This window comes from Pseudomonas sp. zbq_18, from assembly GCF_043102245.1.
Taxonomy (GTDB): domain Bacteria; phylum Pseudomonadota; class Gammaproteobacteria; order Pseudomonadales; family Pseudomonadaceae; genus Aquipseudomonas.
On record NZ_JBICIT010000005.1, the window covers coordinates 48,427 to 63,666 of the forward strand.

Annotated in this window: 18 protein-coding genes; 9 read left to right on the forward strand and 9 right to left on the reverse strand. The window is 63.6% G+C overall.

Annotation, left to right across the window (positions count from 1 at the left end; genetic code table 11):
- Position 1: 1 nt before the first annotated feature.
- Positions 2-469: a TlpA disulfide reductase family protein gene (locus ACF8C6_RS03365; protein WP_392497998.1), complete on the reverse strand. Its 468-nt coding sequence runs from the start codon at positions 467-469 to the stop codon at positions 2-4.
- A 30-nt stretch (positions 470-499) separates the two neighbouring features.
- On the opposite strand from ACF8C6_RS03365, the gene ACF8C6_RS03370 reads away from it, so the two are divergent.
- Positions 500-1,909: a PilZ domain-containing protein gene (locus tag ACF8C6_RS03370; protein ID WP_392497999.1), complete on the forward strand. Its 1,410-nt coding sequence runs from the start codon at positions 500-502 to the stop codon at positions 1,907-1,909.
- Between the two features lie 124 nt (positions 1,910-2,033).
- A complete protein-coding gene (locus ACF8C6_RS03375) occupies positions 2,034-2,426 on the forward strand; it encodes a hypothetical protein (RefSeq protein WP_392498000.1) in 393 nt (130 codons plus the stop codon).
- Between the two features lie 52 nt (positions 2,427-2,478).
- Here ACF8C6_RS03375 and ACF8C6_RS03380 read toward each other — a convergent pair whose 3' ends face one another.
- Positions 2,479-2,670, reverse strand: a complete 192-nt coding sequence (locus ACF8C6_RS03380; protein WP_392498001.1) for a hypothetical protein — start codon at positions 2,668-2,670, stop codon at positions 2,479-2,481.
- A 161-nt stretch (positions 2,671-2,831) separates the two neighbouring features.
- Positions 2,832-4,055: a virulence factor BrkB family protein gene (locus ACF8C6_RS03385; protein ID WP_392498002.1), complete on the reverse strand. Its 1,224-nt coding sequence runs from the start codon at positions 4,053-4,055 to the stop codon at positions 2,832-2,834.
- A gap of 70 nt (positions 4,056-4,125) precedes the next feature.
- On the opposite strand from ACF8C6_RS03385, the gene arsC reads away from it, so the two are divergent.
- From arsC to ACF8C6_RS03400, 3 genes are read left to right on the forward strand one after another with little or no spacing between them, the layout of a single operon-like run.
- Positions 4,126-4,479: an arsenate reductase (glutaredoxin) gene (gene arsC, locus ACF8C6_RS03390; RefSeq protein WP_392498003.1), complete on the forward strand. Its 354-nt coding sequence runs from the start codon at positions 4,126-4,128 to the stop codon at positions 4,477-4,479.
- Positions 4,476-5,081 (forward strand): NAD(P)H:quinone oxidoreductase, encoded by a 606-nt coding sequence (gene wrbA / locus ACF8C6_RS03395; protein ID WP_392498004.1) that lies wholly within the window; start codon positions 4,476-4,478, stop codon positions 5,079-5,081. The genes arsC and wrbA overlap by 4 nt, the downstream gene beginning before the upstream one ends.
- On the forward strand, positions 5,074-5,481 hold the full coding sequence (locus ACF8C6_RS03400) for a DUF2069 domain-containing protein (protein ID WP_392498005.1): 408 nt from the start codon (positions 5,074-5,076) through the stop codon (positions 5,479-5,481). The genes wrbA and ACF8C6_RS03400 overlap by 8 nt, the downstream gene beginning before the upstream one ends.
- A gap of 16 nt (positions 5,482-5,497) precedes the next feature.
- Here ACF8C6_RS03400 and hda read toward each other — a convergent pair whose 3' ends face one another.
- The 3 genes from hda to ACF8C6_RS03415 all read right to left on the reverse strand — a co-directional run bounded on the left by hda (position 5,498) and on the right by ACF8C6_RS03415 (position 8,418).
- Positions 5,498-6,202: a DnaA regulatory inactivator Hda gene (hda, locus tag ACF8C6_RS03405; RefSeq protein ID WP_277688688.1), complete on the reverse strand. Its 705-nt coding sequence runs from the start codon at positions 6,200-6,202 to the stop codon at positions 5,498-5,500.
- Positions 6,199-7,293 carry an AI-2E family transporter gene (locus tag ACF8C6_RS03410; RefSeq protein WP_277688687.1) on the reverse strand — a complete coding sequence of 365 codons (1,095 nt, stop codon included), beginning with the start codon at positions 7,291-7,293 and terminating at the stop codon, positions 6,199-6,201. The genes hda and ACF8C6_RS03410 overlap by 4 nt, the downstream gene beginning before the upstream one ends.
- A gap of 99 nt (positions 7,294-7,392) precedes the next feature.
- Entirely contained in the window at positions 7,393-8,418 is a 1,026-nt protein-coding gene (locus ACF8C6_RS03415; protein WP_392498006.1) for a DUF2066 domain-containing protein, read from the reverse strand.
- Between the two features lie 197 nt (positions 8,419-8,615).
- On the opposite strand from ACF8C6_RS03415, the gene purM reads away from it, so the two are divergent.
- The 4 genes from purM to ACF8C6_RS03435 all read left to right on the forward strand — a co-directional run bounded on the left by purM (position 8,616) and on the right by ACF8C6_RS03435 (position 11,414).
- Positions 8,616-9,674, forward strand: coding sequence for a phosphoribosylformylglycinamidine cyclo-ligase (purM, locus tag ACF8C6_RS03420; RefSeq protein WP_392498007.1), 1,059 nt, complete (start codon positions 8,616-8,618; stop codon positions 9,672-9,674).
- Positions 9,674-10,321, forward strand: a complete 648-nt coding sequence (gene purN, locus ACF8C6_RS03425) for a phosphoribosylglycinamide formyltransferase (protein ID WP_392498008.1) — start codon at positions 9,674-9,676, stop codon at positions 10,319-10,321. The genes purM and purN overlap by 1 nt, the downstream gene beginning before the upstream one ends.
- 8 nt (positions 10,322-10,329) lie before the next feature.
- Positions 10,330-11,046, forward strand: a complete 717-nt coding sequence (locus ACF8C6_RS03430) for a DUF3108 domain-containing protein (protein ID WP_277688684.1) — start codon at positions 10,330-10,332, stop codon at positions 11,044-11,046.
- Between the two features lie 92 nt (positions 11,047-11,138).
- Positions 11,139-11,414 (forward strand): Rho-binding antiterminator, encoded by a 276-nt coding sequence (locus ACF8C6_RS03435; RefSeq protein WP_277688683.1) that lies wholly within the window; start codon positions 11,139-11,141, stop codon positions 11,412-11,414.
- A gap of 40 nt (positions 11,415-11,454) precedes the next feature.
- Here ACF8C6_RS03435 and ACF8C6_RS03440 read toward each other — a convergent pair whose 3' ends face one another.
- The 3 genes from ACF8C6_RS03440 to relA all read right to left on the reverse strand — a co-directional run bounded on the left by ACF8C6_RS03440 (position 11,455) and on the right by relA (position 15,201).
- Complete coding sequence (locus ACF8C6_RS03440) at positions 11,455-11,994, reverse strand: DUF2058 domain-containing protein (RefSeq protein ID WP_341690328.1); 540 nt, start codon at positions 11,992-11,994, stop codon at positions 11,455-11,457.
- Positions 11,995-12,012: 18 nt separating this feature from the next.
- Positions 12,013-12,843 carry a nucleoside triphosphate pyrophosphohydrolase gene (gene mazG, locus ACF8C6_RS03445; protein ID WP_392498174.1) on the reverse strand — a complete coding sequence of 277 codons (831 nt, stop codon included), beginning with the start codon at positions 12,841-12,843 and terminating at the stop codon, positions 12,013-12,015.
- 111 nt (positions 12,844-12,954) lie between these two features.
- On the reverse strand, positions 12,955-15,201 hold the full coding sequence (gene relA, locus ACF8C6_RS03450) for a GTP diphosphokinase (protein ID WP_392498009.1): 2,247 nt from the start codon (positions 15,199-15,201) through the stop codon (positions 12,955-12,957).
- Between the last annotated feature and the right edge of the window lie 39 nt (positions 15,202-15,240).

Sequence of the window (15,240 nt, forward strand, 5' to 3'; positions counted from 1 at the left end):
CTTACTCCCGAGATTGCCAGTGGGCCAAGCGCGCCTGCAGGCCCGCCGCCGTTTGCTCGCCAACCAGGCGCTCACGCAACCGGCCATCGGCACCGATGATATAGGTCACCGGCAACACGTCGTTGCGCGGCAGTTCGAGCCGTGTAGCCGGGTCTGTTGCCAGCACGGTAAAGCGAATGGCAAAGGCATCGGCCGCCCGAGCCAGATCAGCGCCTTGCAGGGCGTCGAAATTGACGCCCAGCACCTGCGCACCAGTGCCATTCAGCTGCTCACTCAGCTGATTCAGCTCGGGAATTTCCGTGCGACAGGGCTTGCACCATTCGGCCCAATAATTGATGACCAACCACTGGCCATCGAGCTGCTCAGCCGTTACCTTTCGTCCATGCTGATCGAGGCCCCAATCCTCGGCGCAGCCGGCCAGGAGAAGCGCGGCAATGCAACCCACCATCATCCGAAGTGACCTTCCCATGCATTCGCTCCTCGTGCGCGCGGGGTTGTTATGACGCTGGATGCCCTGCATCTTGAAGTGCCGGACATACTCGACGAGAACGCCACGTCACTCAGCGACCTCAATGAACGCCTGAGTGGCGCGCGCCAATTGCCCGCCGAGGAAGGCCTGCAGCAGTTGCTCGAACTGCTCTTCCGCCTCAACCGCAGCGCCATGACCTTACTGGAAAGGCAGCGTGCCCTGCAAAGCTTCTGCGAGGAATACCGCCATTACAGTGCCCCCCTGCTGAGCAGCAAGCTGCCCTCCGCCAGCTTTGTCCACTTGTGCAACGAGCTGGCCTGCGGCTTCAAGCGCCTGCTACTGCAGATCCTTCAGGGACGCCAGCCATCGCGGCCACATCTGGCCTGGTGTCTGTACATGGCAGAGCACTTCCTGGCGCAGAGCCTGTTACGTCACTATCAGCTGTACCAGGAACCCAGCGAGTCGCTGTGGAGTGACAGCCACCTGCTGTACTGGATTGGCGAACACCAGGACTGCCTGGACGAACATGTCGCCGCCCCCTTCCAGCCAACGCCTGCCAGCACGTTGCGCGGCCTGTACCAGCAAATGCTGCTACTTGCCCTGAGCAGCCCCTTCCACCTGGCCAGCGGCGAATGCGTCGTACTGTTTGGTGCACTTACACCACTTGCAGAACTCGCGCGCCTGCTGCCCTGGGAGGAGGATGACGATAGCGATGGCCCGTTGATAGACCTGAGCCAATCGCTACCCTGCCTGCCTTACGAAGCCCCGATCAAAGGCACAGCAGATTACCTGCGCCGCCTCGAGCTAGGCGCCCTGCTGGTAGCACTGCACGAACCGGCACCACTACAGAGCACCCTCGAACGCGAACTGCTGGAACGCGTTCGCCAACACTGGCACGGACGCCAGCAGCGCCGCCATCCGCGTGCGGATTTCAGCGCAGACTGCAGCCTGGTCGTCGGGCTGACGGCTATTCACGACCACCTGCTGGAAAAGCGCCCGCAGAGCAGTACAGCCCAGATGCTCGATGCAAGCCCAGGGGGCACCCGCCTGCGCTGTCCCAACGAGCTGGGTAACCAACTGCCGGTCGGCCAGCTGGTACTGGTGCTGACGCACAGTGGCACGCCGACTCTGGCGCTGGTGCGCTGGCGTCATCTCAATCAACAGGGGCTACACCTTGGCCTGCGCTACCTCAAGGGCCTGCCCAGACCGGTCTGGCTGCGCCGCGCCCCCAGCGCCCAGACTCATCCAGGAGTTCTGCAGAGCACGCCCGAGCCGGGCGCCGGCTGGCATCACGGCTTATGGTTGCCACGCGGGCAGTTCGTTGAAGGAGAAAACCTCTGGCTGCAGCTGGCCAACGTGAATAATCAGGCCGTGATCCTTCTGCCTGGCGCCAATCTCGACACCCCCAGCGTGGTTCGTCACCCGCTGCGTCTGGCCTGAACAAACCGCCAGGTTCTGCGAAGAAAGTCTCAACTAACGCCGCTGCAGTGCACAGTTTGCGTGCACCTCACCTGCCTATAATCGCCCCATATCTATACCAACACGTTCTGCCGGAGCCCCATCCATGTCCCAAGCCAATGACAAGCTGATCGGTCCCGTTCCCTCCAGCATCGTCAACAGCGCACGCAGCAACGTAACGCCCTACGAGGGGCGTGTGGCGGAATACAACGTGGCTGCCTGGCTGCATCTGCCAGGCCTGGCCAACCTGCCGGTTTCGCTGATGGTGCGTTATCGCGACGGCAATCAGGTGCGTGACGTGGCCGTCGATCACGGTAAGGTCAACAGCCATAACAAAGTCATGCTTTCGGGCATCGCACGCCTGCCGATGAAAGGCAAGATTGAGGACATGCAGGTACGCCTGCGCTCGGCAGTCCCCACGCAGTCGTTGATCGTCGAAGAACTTTTCGTCCAGGCGGTAGAGCTACAGGAAAGCGCCAATCGCCAGGCCATGGCCTGATAGCCAGACTGCTTATGCAAACCCCGCTTCGGCGGGGTTTTGCTTTGTGGGCTCAGAACACCCCGAAACGCACAACCGAACTGGGCTTTTCCGGCTCGCTCTCTTCACCGGCCTGACGCGCCAGTGCCGCCAGTGACTGTGGCCAGCGCACAAAACGCAGGCCGGTAATGCGGTTGAGCCGCTCCAGCGCTTCATCGGTATCGCGCGGCTGCAACGGCACTACTTTGTTCTTGCTACTGCTCATCCACTCGACTTCCCTGAGTCTCAGGCCGCCGGCACTCTGCCAGCATATAGCTGGAAGATAGCCAGAAGCGTGCCAGCCTTCCCGGGCCGGAATTGCTGCGTTTGCTCGCCTTTATAGCAGCGCGGAGCCGACTGCACCCCGCACTAAACTGACTTTTTTCGTCACTTCTGACCAGCCCCATCCAGCCACTGGGCCAGACTGCCGGCAAACAGCTCAGCCTGCTGCTGGTGAAGCTGCTCCAGCGCCTCACGTACCGAGGGGTACCAGGCCTCCTCGAACTGCTCGGGTAACTGCCCCGGCCGCGGCAGCGGCCAGGGGCTGCTCATCAGCAGTTGATAAAGGCTGTAGTGCTGCAGATCCCGGCACAGCACCCAATTTCCGCCACTGGTACGACAGATCAGTTGCTCACCGGCGAGAAACTCGGTCAGCTCGGCCCATTCGTCCTCAGGCAGCAACCAGCCTTCACGCTGTATCTCCGCATGGCTCACCGCTCGTCCCTGCTGCTGTCGTTGATGAAAGACCCGCAACACGCCAAGCAATACCAGCACCCGTGGCAAAGCACGCCGCCGCCAGAGGCGAGAAGAGGACAGGTTGCACACCAGCTCGGCGCCGAACAGCACGATCAACCAGGACAGATAGATCCACAGCAAAAACAACGGCACCGTGGCAAAAGCGCCATAGATCAGCTGGTAACCGGGAAACAGGCTGACATAGAGCCCGAACAACCCCTTGGCCAGCTCGAACAGCACGGCGGTGAACAGCCCGCCTGCGAAGGCATGGCGCAGCGGCACGCGGGCGTTCGGCACGCTGGAGTAGAGCAATGTGAACGCTGCCACACTGGACAGCAAAGGCGCGAAACCGAGCAGCGTCTTGGCACCGACCAGCGCATCCGGCCCGGACAGCAGCGACAGCGAGGTGATGTAGGTGGTCGCGGCAAAGCCCGCACCCAGCAATATCGGCCCCAGGCTGAGAATCGCCCAGTACAGCAGAAAGCTGGAGATGCCACGACGCGGCTGACGCACGCGCCAGATGGTGTTGAAGGCTTTCTCGATGGTCACCAGCATCATGAATGCCGTCACGGCCAGCAACACCACACCGACCCAGGTCAGCTTACGTGCCTGGGTGGTGAACTCGCGTAGATATTCCTGCACCGTCTCGCCGGACGATGGCACGAAGTTGTTGAAGATGAAGCTCTGGATCTGCTCACCGGTCCCCTGAAACGCCGGGATAGCCGAAAGCATGGAGAAGGTCACGGTCATCATCGGCACCACGGCGAACAGCGTGGTGTAGGTCAAGGCCGCCGCACTGTTGATCGCGCGATCGGCCAGAAAACGCCGGAACAGGAAGCCCCAGAACTCCACCCAGTCATCCAGCCGCCGTCGCATGCCCTCTCCTTAGCCGTTTCGCGCTCTTGGCGGCTAGAATAGCGCCCTCATTCGCCAATGGGCACCCGCCATGACCGACCTGACCCTCTATCACAACCCGCGCTGCTCAAAGTCTCGCGGCGCGCTGGAGCTGCTCGAAGCCCGCGGCCTGACACCCACCGTCGTACGCTATCTGGATACGCCGCCCAGCGCCGATGAGCTGCGTACCCTGCTCGGCAAGCTGGGTATCCCGGCCCGCCAGCTGCTGCGCAGCGGTGAGGACGAATACAAAGAACTGGGTCTAAGCGACTCCAGCCTGAGCGACGAGCAACTGATCGCCGCCATGGCCAGCCACCCGAAACTGATCGAACGCCCCATCCTGATCGCCGGTGAACGTGCCGTGATCGGCCGCCCACCGGAGAAAGTGCTGGAGCTGCTGGTATGAGTACGCCCTACATCCTGGTGCTCTACTACAGCCGCCATGGCGCCACGGCGGAGATGGCCAGGCAGATTGCCCGCGGCGTCGAGCTGGGCGGCCTGGAAGCACGCCTGCGTACCGTCCCCACGGTTTCCAGCGAGTGCGAGGCCGTCGCTCCGGCGATTCCTGCGGAAGGTGCGCTGTACGTCAGCCATGACGACCTCAAGGGTTGCGCTGGCCTCGCGCTGGGCAGTCCGACCCGCTTCGGCAACATGGCCGCGCCAATGAAGTATTTCCTCGATGGCACCAGCAGTCTGTGGCTGACGGGCGAACTGGTAGGCAAACCGGCCGGCGTGTTCACCTCGACCTCAAGCCTGCACGGTGGCCAGGAAAGTACCCTGTTGTCGATGATGCTACCCCTGCTGCACCACGGCATGCTGATCTGCGGCCTGCCCTACAGCGAAGGCGCCCTGCTCGAAACCCGGGGCGGCGGCACGCCGTATGGCCCCAGCCACCACGCCGGCGCCGATGGCAAGCGTTCCCTGGATGAACATGAAATCGCCCTGTGCCGCGCCCTTGGCCAGCGCCTGGCGAGCACCGCAGCCAAACTGGAGTCCCCACGTGGCTAAAACGCCCAAACCCCTGCCCAGCCTGGAATGGCTGACCCCGCGCCTGCGGCTCAGCCGCGCGCTCAGCCTGTTCAGTTTCCTCGCCTTGCTGGCACTGCTGCTGGTCTGGAACCTCGTTTTCGCCGACCTGCACGGCGCACGCACCTGGGTCGTCCTGAGCATTCAGCTGTTACCACTGCTCTTGCTCGCTCCAGGCCTGCTGCTGGGCAACGCCCGCGCCCATGCCTGGGCCTGCTTCGTGGTCAACATCTACTTCATCCAGGGCGTATTGGCCGCCATCGATCCGGCCCGCGCACTGTTCGGCGCCCTGGAAACCGTGATCAGCCTGGGCCTGTTCTGCAGCGCCCTGCTCTATGTGCGCTGGAAGTTCCAGTACGACCGTAAGCTGGCCGGCGAGTAAGTCGACCCCCTGGGCCTTACCAGCCCAGGGTTTCCTTGAGAAAGGGAATGGTCAGCTTGCGCTGGGCCTGCAGGGATGCCTGGTCGAGGCGCTCCAACAACTCGAACAGACCGCTCATGCTGCGCTCGCCACGGGTCAGGATGAAACGCCCAACGTCATCGGTCAGGTGCAGGCCACGGCGCGAAGCACGCAACTGCAGGGCGCGCAGCTTGTCTTCATCTCCCAGCTCATGCAACTGGAACACCAGCGCCAGGGTCAGACGCGATTGCAGGTCAGGCAGCTGCACCGGCAATTCGCGCGGTGAAACGGTGGCCGCCAGCAGCAGGCGCCGACCGGAGTCGCGCAGGCGGTTGAACAGGTGGAACAACGCCTCTTCCCAGTCCGCGCGCCCGGCCACGGCGTCGAGATCATCGAGACAGACCAGCTCGGACTGGTCCAGGCCATCGAGCAGCTCAGGGCCGTACTCGGCCACTTCGCCCAAGGGCAGATAGACCGCCGCCTCACCACGCTGCTCGAAACGCAGGCAGGCCGCCTGCAGGAGATGGCTGCGCCCCACGCCTTCACCCCCCCAGAGGTAGATCAGGCTCTCGGTCCAGCCGGCATCGGCCTCGCATAGGCGCTCGACATAGCCGAGAGCCGCCGCGTTGGCGCCGGGGTAGTAGTTCACAAAGGTGGCGTCGTCGCGCAGGCGCACGCCAAGAGGTAGCTGGACTGGTTTCATGCACTGGACGGCGGTTCTTGCGAATCGCCGGAAGACTCTCCGTAAAGGTCGGAAAGTTTATAGAAATCATGGGCATGGCGCAGCAAAACCATGATCACCGCGGCCACTGGCAAGGCCAGCAGCACGCCGGTGAAGCCGAACAGCTGACCACCGGCAAGGATGGCGAAGATCACGGCTACCGGGTGCAGGCCAATGCGATCACCGACCAGCAAGGGAGTCAGTAGCATGCCTTCGAGCAGCTGACCGATGCCAAAGACCACGGCAATGCCGATCAGAGGATAGAGCTCAAAGCCGCCATGCTGAAACAGCGCGGCGACCACGGCAGCGCCAAAACCCACGATAAAGCCCATGTACGGCACGATGCTGGCCAGTCCCGCCAGCAAGCCGATCAGCAGTCCCAACTCCAAGCCGACCACCATCAGGCCGACTGAATAGATGCCTGCCAACGCCAACATGACCATCAGTTGGCCACGCATGAAAGCGCCCAGCACCTCATGACACTCACCGACCAACTGCACGATCAGTCGCTCGCGGGCACGTGGCAACAGGCTACGCAACCGGGCCATCATCAGGTCCCAATCGCGCAACAGATAGAAAGCCACCACGGGTATCAACAGCAGATTACCCAACCAGCCGAGCAGCGCCAGGCTCGAAGCCGTGGCTTGCGCCAGCAGGCCACCGACAATATCGGTGGTCTTGCCAAGCTGTCCGGAAAAGGCCTGCTTGAGCTGGTCGAAGCGCCAGAAACCCTCGGCCAGACCGAGCTGCGCCTGCATCCAGGGAAAAGCCTGGTGCTGCGCCCAGTCGAGCCCCTGTGGAACCAGTTCGTAGAGCCGCACCAGCTGCCGTCCCAGCATCGGGATCAGCACCAATAACAGAATCAGCAATAGCAGACTGAACACGGCGAACACCACGACCACGCCCCAGGTACGCGAGAGCCTGCGCCGCTCCAGGCGATCCACCAGCGGATCGCCCATGTAGGCCAGCAACATGGCGACCAAAAAGGGCGACAGGATCGGCATCAGCAGATAGATCAGCCAGCCACAGAGAAACAGCCCAGCCAGCCATAGCCAGCGCTGTGAATCGGTCATTTCAGGCACTCCGCCTAAAGGAAAGAGGCCGGGGCGTCACAACGCACCGGCAACAAGAGAGTAAACAGCAGCATTAGTGACAACGCGTCGACCGTTTGCTTACCAGCTGAAGCGCATCAGGTTGGCCGGAGCCTGAGCCGGCGTGGCCTGCAGCTCGCCAGTGGCATCCAGCGGAGCAGCCTCAACCGGTACTTCGCGCAAGCCTGCCAGCCCCAACTGGGCACGCAACTGCTCGGCGCTGGCATTGACCTGCCACACCAGCAGATCGCCGCTGACCCGCAGCAGGCGGGCACCAAACGGGTCGAGCAGACGCCCCAGCTCTGCGTAGCGCGACAGATCCGCGCCCTGCACTTCCAGCGTCATGGCTCCCGCCGCTCCCGGTTTCACCAGGAAACGCGGCGCCAAACGCTGGCTCACCGCCAACAGCACGGAATCGGCCAGGGCCTGCTGATCCGCGCCTTGTGCGCTGCCCTGCTCACGGGCATCGCCCAGCCACAGGCGCCAGTCGGCTTGCCACTGGCCATCCTGTTCGCGGGCATTGACCGCCAGCAGGGCATCGGCCGCATAACGCTCGGAGGCTGGCTGCAACGCATCCGGCTGGCTGGCACCAAGATTCTCGGGGGTGGCAACCAATTGCTCTTCAAGGTCAGCCAGCGGCAGGCGCAGCGGCAGACCACGATGCTGGGCGGCTTGACGCAGAGGTGTTGCAGCCTCCTGGCCATCGCCGATCAGGTTGCTGCTACCCTCGCTGTTATTCAGCCACCAGGTCAGGATCAACGGACGGTTGGCGCCCCAGATCGGCACACCGGCCTGACGCAACTTGTTCTCGGTGGTCAGCGGATCGAAATCCACCACCAGGCTATCGCCCTCGTACACGTACTGGCTGACCAGTTGCTGAGGATCCTTGCGCACACCCTCCAGCCCAGCACTCTGCACAGCCTTGGCATCGCCGGTCAGGCGCAGCATGAGGGTTTCCAGGGCGCGCCCGAGAGCGGCGCTGCGCTCTTCCGGCTGCTGGCTGGTAACGCTCTCGCGCACCTGATAAAGGTCGTCGACCTGAGCGGCCAGGGCCGGCAGGCTGAGCAGCGAAAGACAAACGGCGAACAGACGGGCGGACACGCGCATCGACAGACTCTCGGAAGGGGAAGCAAATGCCTGATCGGCCAGGCGAAGGGCTATACCTTAAACAGCCGTCTGTTCCCCGGCAACCGTCGGGGCTGGTGGCCGCTGCCGGGCAAGCCTGATAAAATCGCGCGCCTTCGCGCAGCGGCCCGCACAACGGCGCCCGCCCTCAGCATTCTCCCCTCTAAAGGCCTGATCCCATGAGCAAGCAACCCTCCATCAGCTACAAAGACGCCGGTGTAGACATCGACGCCGGTGAAGCCCTGGTCGAACGCATCAAAGGCGTGGCCAAGCGCACCGCGCGCCCGGAAGTCATGGGTGGCCTGGGGGGGTTCGGCGCCCTCTGTGAGATTCCTGCCGGCTACAAGCAGCCGGTTCTGGTCAGCGGCACCGACGGCGTCGGCACCAAGCTGCGCCTGGCGCTGAACCTGAACAAGCACGACAGCATCGGCCAGGACCTGGTCGCCATGTGCGTCAACGACCTGGTGGTGTGTGGCGCCGAGCCGCTGTTCTTCCTCGACTACTACGCCACCGGCAAACTCAACGTCGACGTAGCCGCCACCGTGGTTACCGGCATCGGCGCCGGTTGCGAGCTGGCCGGCTGCTCGCTGGTCGGCGGTGAAACCGCCGAGATGCCGGGCATGTACGAAGGCGAAGACTACGACCTGGCAGGCTTCTGCGTGGGCGTGGTGGAAAAGGCCGAGATCATCGACGGCTCCAAGGTCGCTACCGGCGATGCGCTGATCGCCCTGCCCTCCTCGGGCCCGCACTCCAACGGCTATTCGCTGATTCGCAAGATCATCGAAGTCTCCGGCGCCGATATCGAGGCCATCCAGCTCGATGGCAAGCCGCTGACCGAACTGCTGATGGCGCCGACCCGCATCTACGTCAAGCCGCTGCTCAAGCTGATCAAGGACACCGGCGCGGTAAAAGCCATGGCCCATATCACTGGCGGTGGCCTGCTCGACAATATCCCGCGCGTACTGCCGCAAGGCGCCCAGGCGGTGATCGATGTGGCCAGCTGGAACCGCCCGGCGGTCTTCGACTGGCTGCAGGAGAAAGGCAACGTCGACGAACACGAGATGCACCGCGTCCTCAACTGCGGTGTCGGCATGGTGATCTGCGTGGCCCAGGACCAGGTCGAAAGCGCCCTCGCCAACCTGCGCGCCTCCGGCGAAGCCCCGTGGGTCATCGGCAGCATCGCCCAGGCCGCCGAAGGCGCCGCCCAGGTTCAACTGAACAACCTGAAAGCCCACTGATGGCCGACTGCAATGTCGTGGTGCTGATCTCCGGCTCCGGCAGCAACCTGCAGGCGCTGATCGACAGCATCGCCCATGACGGCAATCCGGCCCGCATCGTCGCGGTGATTTCCAACCGCGCCGATGCCTACGGGCTGGAGCGGGCCAAGCAGGCCGGTATCGCCACCCGCGTGCTGGATCACAAGCAGTTCGACGGCCGTGAAGCGTTCGACGCCGCGCTGGTCGAAACCATCGACGGCTTCGATCCGCAACTGGTGGTACTCGCCGGCTTCATGCGCATCCTCACCGGCGGCTTCGTCCGCCACTACGAGGGACGCCTGCTGAACATCCATCCCTCGCTGCTGCCCAAGTACAAGGGCCTGCACACCCACCAGCGCGCGCTGGAGGCCGGTGACAGCGAGCATGGCTGCAGCGTGCACTTCGTCACCGAGGAACTCGATGGCGGCCCTCTGGTCGTACAGGCGGTAGTCCCGGTAGAGTCTGACGACACGCCGGAGTCACTGGCGCAACGGGTTCATGGCCAGGAGCACCACATCTATCCCCTGGCTATGCGCTGGTTCGCCGAAGGTCGCTTGCGCCTGGGCCAAACCGGCGCACAACTGGACGGCAAGGACCTGCCAGCCACCGGACACCTGATTCGCACATAGGAGATCACATGCCCCGCGCTCTGCTGATGTTGCTCGCCCTGCTGGCCCTGCCGGCACAGGCCCTGGAGATCAAGCCGTTCTCCGCCAGCTACACCGCCGACTGGAAGCAGGTACCGATCAGCGGCACCGCCGGCCGTAGCCTCAAGCAACTGGACAATGGCCGCTGGGAGCTGGATTTCGAAGCCTCCATGCTGGTCGCCAGCCTCAGCGAGAAAAGCACCTTCCGCGTGGAGAACGATGCCTTCCTGCCGCTGACCTATCGCTTCGACCGCAGCGGCCTGGGCAAAGGCAAGCAAATCGAGCTGGATTTCGACTGGACTGAAAAGCAGGTGATCGGCAACGACCGGGGCGATGCGGTGCGCGTACCGCTCAATCTCGGCCTGCAGGACAAGTCCACCTACCAGCTGGTCCTGCAGCACGATGTGGCCGCAGGCGAAAAAAGCATGAGCTACCAGGTGATCGACGGCGACGAGGTCGAAACCTACGACTTCCGTGTACTCGGCGAAGAGAACGTACGCACCAAAGCCGGCCTGCTCGCTGCGATCAAGGTCGAGCGCGTGCGCGATCCGACCCAGAGCAACCGCAAGACCGTGCTGTGGTTCGCCAAGGACTGGAACTACCTGCTGGTACGCCTGCACCAGGTCGAGAAGGACGGCAAGGAATACCAGATCATGCTCAAGGACGGCACAGTCGACGGCCGCACTGTCGAAGGCAAACGCGACTGAACGCAGATACCAACGGAAGCCGGGCGACGCCCGGCTTTTTCATGCCCGCAATTCGGCGCTAGGATAACTCTCTCCTCCCGGAGGGCCTTGCCATGAGTGACGCCTATCGCCCGCTGTCCTGCGACCTGTACGACTACCTGGAAATCGCCTGCATGCATCACTACCAGCTGCGCATCGAACTGGTCGGTGGCGGCGAGCTGACAGCCCAGGCCCTGACCACCCGTACCGAGAGCAGCAAGGAAGAGTTCTTTATCGTGCGCACCGAGAACGGCGAACAACCGCTACGCCTGGATCGCCTGCTGGCCATCACGCCACTCAACCACGGCGCCAGTTTCGGCCGGGTGCTGCTGGGCAATGCGCGCTGCTGAGCGCGCATGAAAAAGCCGGGCTTGGCCCGGCTTTTGTGCTTCACCACATCAGGTCGTCAGGCACCTGGTAGGCGGCATACGGATCATCCTCATCCGGCGCTTCGGTCGGCGTGTTGAGCAGCACGATGCGGCGCTCGTCACGCTCCTGGATCTTCAGCGCCGCTTCACGCGGGATCACCTCGTACCCACCACCATGACGGACAATGGCCAGCGAGCCACGGCTGAGCTTGTCGCGCATCAGGTTGTTCACCGACAGGCGCTTGACCTTCTTGTCGTCGACGAAGTTGTAGTAGTCCTCGGTGGTCAGCTTGGGCAGACGGGCGCTCTCGATCAGCTGCTTGATCTGAGCGGCGATGGCCTTCTGCTGTGCCTTCTCCTGCTGCTGGCGATTCAGCTCCTGATCCTTGGCAGCTTTCTCGGCCATGGCCTGCAGGGCGGCCTGCTTCTGCGAGTCATCCACCTCGGCCTGGCCCTTCTTTTCCAGGCGCTGCTGCTTCTGTTTCTGCTTGCCGGCCTGTTTAGCCTGCTTTTCATTGACCAGCCCGGCTTTCAGCAGCTGGTCACGGAGGGAAAGGCTCATCGGTACTCGCTCTCGTCGTCAGCAGCCCGGAGACTGCTTTTCCATCTTCTTGGCTTCGCCCCAGAGGGCATCCAGTTGTTCAAGGCTGCAATTCTCGATGGCTAGGCCGGCCTCGCGCAATGCCTGTTCGATATAACGGAAGCGTCGTTCGAACTTGCCATTGGCCGCGCGCAGGGCGGACTCCGGATCGACCTTGAGGTGCCGCGCCAGATTGGTGACGACGAACAGCAAATCGCCCACCTCCTCGGCAATCGCCTCAGGGTCGTTTTCGCTCATGGCCTCCAGCACCTCGTCCAGCTCCTCGCGCAGCTTGTCCACCACCGGCAGCGCCTCGGGCCAGTCGAAGCCTACCTGGGCCGCGCGTTTCTGTAGCTTCACCGCGCGGGACAACGCAGGCAGCGTGACGGGTACGTCATCGAGCAGGGACAGCTGCTCCGGCGCTGCGGCCTTTTCGGCGCGCTCCTCGGCCTTGATCTCTTCCCAGCGCTGCTTGATGGCGGCTTCTTCCAGGCGAGCCATATCCGGGGCGCCGTACAGATCGCCATCGGGAAACACATGGGGATGACGGCGCACCAGCTTGCGGGTGATGGCGTCGACCACCCTGGCGAAGTCGAAACGCCCCTCCTCACGCGCCAGCTGGCTGTAGTAGACGACCTGAAACAGCAGGTCACCCAGCTCGCCCGGCAGGTGGTCGAAGTCGCCCCGCTCGATGGCATCGGCCACCTCGTAGGCTTCCTCGAGGGTGTGCGGCACGATACTGGCGTAGTTCTGCTTGAGGTCCCACGGGCAGCCGTGTTGCGGATCACGCAGGCGGGCCATCAGGTAGAGCAGGTCGTCCAGGGTATAGATGTCTTTCATAGGCTCCAGCTTTCGCGTGGGAGCGGCTTCAGCCGCGAACAGCGGCGCTGAGATCATCGCGGCTGCAGCCACTCCCACGAACGCCCTTTGCGATATCTCACCTCAGCTGCCGTTGCGACTGCGACGCACCTCGATGATGTTGGGCAGCTGACTGATCCGCGCCAGCAAACGCGCCAGGGCGTCCAAGCCGGGAATTTCGACCGTCAGCAGCATGGAGGCGGTGTTGTCTTCCTTGTTCGAGTGGGTGTTCACCGCGAGCACATTGAGACGGTCGTTGAGCAGCACCTGGGAGACGTCACGCAGCAGACCGGAACGGTCGTAGGCCTTGATCACGATATCCACCGGATAGGTCTGCACCGGCACCGGGCCCCAGCTGACCTGGATGATACGCTCTGGCTCGCGGCCGGCCAGTTGCAGCACCGAGGCGCAATCCTGACGGTGAATGGACACGCCACGCCCCTGGGTGATGTAGCCGACGATGGGGTCGCCCGGTAGCGGCTGGCAGCAGCCAGCCATCTGCGTCAGCAGGTTGCCCACGCCCTCGATCTGGATATCGCCCCGCTTGCCCGGGCGCAGGCTCTGAGGCCGCCGCGGGATCAGCTCAAGCTGCTCGCTGCCGCGCTCCGGCTCCACCAGTTGCTGCGCCAGGTTGACCGCGTGGGCCAGGCGCAGGTCGCCGGCACCGAGGGCGGCATACATGTCCTCGGCGGTCTTCAGGTTGCACTTCTCGGCCAGCTTGGCGAAGTCCACCGAGGACAGCGCCAGGCGCGCCAAATCGCGCTCGAGCATGGCCTTGCCGGCGGCGACGTTCTGCTCGCGGTCCTGCAGCTTGAACCAGTGGACGATCTTGGCCCGCGAACGGCTGGTGGTGATGTAGCCGAGGTTGGGGTTGAGCCAGTCGCGGCTCGGCGCGCCCTGCTTGCTGGTGATGATTTCCACCTGCTCGCCGGTCTGCAGGCTGTAGGTCAGCGGCACGATGCGCCCGTTGACCTTGGCGCCGCGGCAGTTGTGGCCGATCTGGGTGTGCACGCGGTAGGCGAAGTCCAGCGGCGTGGCGCCCTTGGGCAGGTCGATGGCGTGGCCGTCCGGGGTGAACACGTAGACCCGGTCCGGCTCGATATCGACACGCAGCTGCTCGGCCAGGCCGCCGATATCGCCCAGTTCCTCGTGCCACTCGAGTACCTGGCGCAGCCAGGCCATCTTCTCTTCATAGTGGTCGGAACCACCCTTGACGTCGGTGCCCTTGTATTTCCAGTGGGCACACACGCCCAGCTCGGCTTCCTCGTGCATGGCGTGGGTGCGGATCTGCACTTCCAGCACCTTGCCGTCCGGGCCGATCACCGCCGTGTGCAGCGAGCGGTAACCATTCTCCTTGGGGTTGGCGATGTAGTCGTCGAACTCCTTGGGAATGTGCCTCCACAGGGTATGCACGATGCCGAGCGCGGTGTAGCAGTCGCGCACTTCCGGCACCAGCACGCGCACCGCGCGCACGTCATAGATCTGGCTGAACTGCAGGCCCTTGCGCTGCATCTTCCGCCAGATCGAATAGATATGTTTAGCCCGACCACTGATGTCCGGCTTGATGCCGGTGGCGGTGAGCTCGTCGCGCAGTTGCTGCATCACGTTGGCGATGTACTGCTCACGGTCCAGACGACGCTCGTGCAGCAACTTGGCGATCTGCTTGTACTGCTCAGGCTCCAGGTAGCGGAAGGACAAGTCCTCCAGCTCCCACTTGATATGACCGATGCCCAGGCGGTGAGCCAGCGGCGCGTAGATGTCGAACACCTCGCGAGCCACCCGATGGCGTTTCTCGTCATCCGCTTCCTTCACCGCGCGGATGGCGCAGGTGCGCTCGGCCAGTTTGATCAACGCCACACGTACGTCATCGACCATGGCCACCAGCATCTTGCGCAGGTTCTCCACCTGCGCCTGCGAGCCGAGCACCAGGGAGTCGCGCGGATTCAGCGAGGCGCTGATGGCCGCCATGCGCAGCACACCGTCGACCAGCTTGGCCACCACCGGGCCGAACCTGTCCTGTACCTCCTTGAGCGTGGTCTTGCCCTCGCGCACGGCGCGGTAGATCACCGCGGCCACCAGGCTGTCCTGATCCAGCTTGAGGTCGGCGAGGATCTCGGCGATCTCCAGGCCGGTCTGGAAGCTGGAGGCGCCCTCGACCCACAGGTTCTGCGCAGCGTTGGCCTGCTGTTCCACCTCACGGGCGAACTCGCAGGCCGCCTTGAGCGCCGCGCGATCCAGCGCCGGATCGACGCTGAGGGTGTGATCCAGCCAGGCCTCGAGGTTGATGCTGCCGTCGAGGTTGACGGGCTGGTGTGCTCTCACCTGTACCATCTTTCTGCCTTCCCTACGGCGGGCCGCAGCCCTGCCGGA